The sequence below is a fragment of the Stenotrophomonas sp. 05L44_2 genome, assembly GCF_056665995.1.
Window position 1 is genome coordinate 1 of record NZ_JBFTNR010000438.1, and the last position, 3,609, is coordinate 3,609.

Sequence of the window (3,609 nt, forward strand, 5' to 3'; positions counted from 1 at the left end):
GCGCAGCGGATCGACACCGTGCAGGTTGAGCTGGAGGGGAAGGCATCGGCCGAAGCCGTCTCGCAGTTGCGATCATCGGTCGAGCAGAACRCCGACGGCATCGAGGCGGTGGCCGAGTCACTGCAGGGCGTGCGCGTCGACCTGGACGGCAAGGCCAGCGCGCAGGTGGTGCAGGGCATGGAAGCCCGGGTCGTGCAGACCGAGGGTGGCCTGGCGCAGGTGCTGGCAAAAGCGTTCCTGCACCTGATCGCCGACGGCGGCAACGGTCCGTTGGTTGGTGGTATGGAACTGGGTAACGACGGCAACGTGGTCAGCCTGCGGTTCCTGACCAGCAGCATGGAGATCGTGGCACCGAACGGCGCTGCCGAGGGCATGGAGTGGCGCAACGGCTACCTGCGTGTCTGGAAGGGGGCAGCTCAGAGAATCATCGGTCCCGGCTTCGGTGCCAACGGTGACAACCTCATCGACTACTTTGGCCCCAACGTGGGCGCGGCCGCAGCGTCGAAGACCAACGCCATGATGTGGATGGACGCCAACGGCAGCGCCTACTTCGGTGGCCAGCTGTCGGCAGGCGTGCTGCGCAACGCGGTCCAGACCACGACAACGCAGACCATCGGAACCGAGCTGGTGAATGGACCGTTTGCGACCAACGGCCGCGTGCGAACGGTGACCGTGAGCTTTACGCGTCGGCATGAACGAGTGCAGACCTCGTTGGGCCCGTCCGGTTTCGTAGCAGGGGCGGGTCAGAACACAGCCCGCGTCGACATTTACCGCAAGGTCGGCAACAACGCCGAAACGCTGTGGCAGGTGCTGAACGTCGGAGGCTCGGTGAACATCATGAACGAGCCGGACACATCCGACCGCGCCGTATCGAACTGGGGTGGATCGTTCACCGTGAACGACACAAGCCCCAGCTCGGAAACCATGCAGTACCGCGCCGTCATCACTGGGTTCACCGCCCAGGATGTGACGCACACGTCTGGCACGTTCCAGCAGCAGACCATCACTCAAAGCCTATCGATGATCTCGGTAGAAATGTAACGGAGCAGATATGGCACTTCGACACATCGACATTGATACGCCGCAGCCAAATGGCCGCTTCGGTGAGCCGACACGGTCGGCCAACATCAAGCACAACGCCAACATCACCGAGACAGAAGAGCGGTTGGAGGCGCTGGAGAGTGGCACAGCTGGAACGGGTGCGCGGTTGGACGAGGAGATCGCTGCGCGCGCTGCGGCCGATGCTGCCTTAGCTGGACGAATCGACGCAGAGCACGCACTTATCACGAAGGAAACCGCCGATCGCGTCGCGGCAGTGCAGGCTGAGGCAACGGCGCGTGCCAATGCTGATGCTTCGTTGTCGGCACGCATCCTCGGCAAGAATCGCATCATCAATGGCAACTTCGACATTTACCAGCGGGGCAACCCTGGCACCATCACCAACTCTGCAGCCTATACGGCGGACCGTTGGATTTGCTCTTCAGCAGGGGCCGGTGTGACAAGTAACTGGGGGCTTGGCTCAACCACCCCAGGCGAGATTCCAGATTCCACGCGGTTCCTCGGTTTCAATGTGGTTTCCGGCGTCACATCGGCGTGGGTAGGCCAGTGGATTGAGGGTGTGCATTCATTTGCAGGCGGGAAGGCCACAGTGTCTTTCTGGATGCGCAGCGGTGTGGCGGGCAAGAAGGTGGGCTTGCTGATTCAGCAGCACTTCGGTAGTGGTGGATCAGCGCTGGTGCAAGTTGTTGCGCCGGACGTGATTACCCTCACCACGACGTTCACCAAGTACAGCGTCACCTTTGACGTGCCTTCAATCGTCGGTAAGACGGTGGGCGGCGGTAACGCCCTGCTCTTTACGTTCTTCTACTCCGATGACCGACCAGCTCTGTTTGGTGGGCAGTTGATCGGGCAAACCGGCCTGTTTGAAGTGGCGCAAGTGCAAATGGAGAAAGGCCCCACGGCGACCGAATACGACTGGCGCCCAGTGGGACAGGAATTGCTGCTGTGTCAGCGGTATTACTCTAAGTCTTACGCTTTGGCGACCAAGGCAGGAACGCCCAACTCTGATCCCGGGCGGATTGCAACGGGCCTGCAAATTTCCGGGACCAACTCACCCAGCTTTACGGCGTATGCGTTGCGGTTCCCGGTCAGCATGCGAACTTCTCCGGCTGTCACAGTGTACGGCGCCGTTTCCGGCAACCCGAACAAAGTCACAATGTCAGACAACGCAGACAGTAGCGGCGTCCCCACCGTTCGCGGGCTGAGCGAAGGCGGCTGCGAAATCAATTGGGTAAACAACGCTGGCACCTTCGGTGGCTGGTTCCACTTCACTGCAGACGCGGAGTTCTAACGTGTACCAACTCACTGAAAACCCCGACATGATTCTTTGCATTGGTACAGGTGCCAACATCCCTCGTGGCCACTGGATGTGGGACGACTACGAAAAATGGCTGGACGATGGCAACACACCGCTGCCGGTGATGCCTGCCAAGTCGCTGGCCGAGGTCAAAGCGGATCTGCTGGCTGCAGCAACTGCGGAACGTTGGAACCGCGAGACTGGTGGTATCACAATCGCAGGCGTGCAAGTCGGCACCAACCTTGACGATCAGAACCGCCTGAGCGGCGTTCTGTCGGCCATTCAGCTCGGCGGGCTGGAATCGGTGGACTTCAAGGCACAAAGTGGGTGGGTGCAGCTGACCGCGCCGGAGCTGCAGGGTATCGCCCTGGCCATCTCCGCCCACRTGCAGGCCTGCTTCACCGCCGAGCGCGCGCACCATGACGCAATCGAGCAGTTGCAGACGCAGGCTGACGTGGACGCCTACGACGTGATGGGCGGCTGGCCATCGGAATCCGGCCTGGGGCACGAAAGCCCACCTGTCGCTGGATTGGGTGCGGACTGACTCCGACCTCATCCATCACGCTGCCACAACATGGCCTGCGGCCAGATTGCGGCCATGTGCCAAAAAATAGTCAGCTATTGCGAAGGAGCGACGCAACGCGCGCCACGCCAGCCGCCTTCGATTCTGACAGTGTTTGTAACGCCCGATGCTTCCTAGCGGCTTGTCCCCCCGTTGCCTCGAGTGCGACATGAACTTCATACTCGCGGGCATTGGCATCCAAAGCCGTTGCCAGCACGCATGAGTCGGCAGTCATACCGCTTAACCAGAGACGACGCACACCCAGCTTGGCCAACAAGATTGGTAATGGGGTCGCGAGGAACGCTGAGTGCTTTGGCTTTAGGACAAAGTAGTGATCGGGCTTTGGTGACAAGAGCTTGGCGATACGTGCTGAAGGGCCACCATTCCTCAGGCATTGAGCGACTTGTTGTTGGAAATCCAGCTTCCAGTCCGAGAAGTTGTCGTTTGCGTAGATCACCGGCCAGTTGTTTGAATCGCAGTGTTCCCTTAGGCGAAGGATCTCTGTCGCAGCTTTTACAGCGATCGGTGCCAAGCGCGCTGCGTCGGGGAAGTCAAAGCGGCTGAACATGTCGATGATCAGCAATGCCGTATTGCCTGGCGATCTCTCCAAGGTCAGTCTCCAGTTTGAGCGTGCGGCGCATGTACGGGCTTCGATTGCGGCGAGTCCTTTTGGCGAAGAAAGATCGTCAGC

General features: G+C 60.3%; 5 protein-coding genes. 3 read left to right on the top strand and 2 right to left on the bottom strand.

Annotation, left to right across the window (positions count from 1 at the left end):
• The first annotated feature begins 18 nt into the window (after positions 1-18).
• Genes AC1VAN_RS15120 through AC1VAN_RS15130 form a run of 3 tightly spaced genes read left to right on the top strand, consistent with a single transcriptional unit; the run spans position 19 to position 2,900 of the window.
• On the top strand, positions 19-1,041 hold the full coding sequence (locus AC1VAN_RS15120) for a hypothetical protein (protein ID WP_480986105.1): 1,023 nt from the start codon (positions 19-21) through the stop codon (positions 1,039-1,041).
• 10 nt (positions 1,042-1,051) lie between these two features.
• On the top strand, positions 1,052-2,350 hold the full coding sequence (locus AC1VAN_RS15125) for a carbohydrate binding domain-containing protein (protein WP_442251171.1): 1,299 nt from the start codon (positions 1,052-1,054) through the stop codon (positions 2,348-2,350).
• Between the two features lies 1 nt (position 2,351).
• Positions 2,352-2,900, top strand: a complete 549-nt coding sequence (locus tag AC1VAN_RS15130) for a DUF4376 domain-containing protein (RefSeq protein WP_480986106.1) — start codon at positions 2,352-2,354, stop codon at positions 2,898-2,900.
• 70 nt (positions 2,901-2,970) lie between these two features.
• Here the strand turns inward: AC1VAN_RS15130 and AC1VAN_RS15135 are convergent, their stop codons facing one another.
• Together AC1VAN_RS15135 and AC1VAN_RS15140 are read right to left on the bottom strand one after the other, a co-directional pair.
• On the bottom strand, positions 2,971-3,528 hold the full coding sequence (locus AC1VAN_RS15135) for a cysteine hydrolase family protein (RefSeq protein ID WP_480986107.1): 558 nt from the start codon (positions 3,526-3,528) through the stop codon (positions 2,971-2,973).
• Positions 3,529-3,530: 2 nt separating this feature from the next.
• On the bottom strand, positions 3,531-3,609 hold a 79-nt coding region (locus AC1VAN_RS15140), incomplete at its 5' end, for a DUF6766 family protein (protein WP_480986108.1).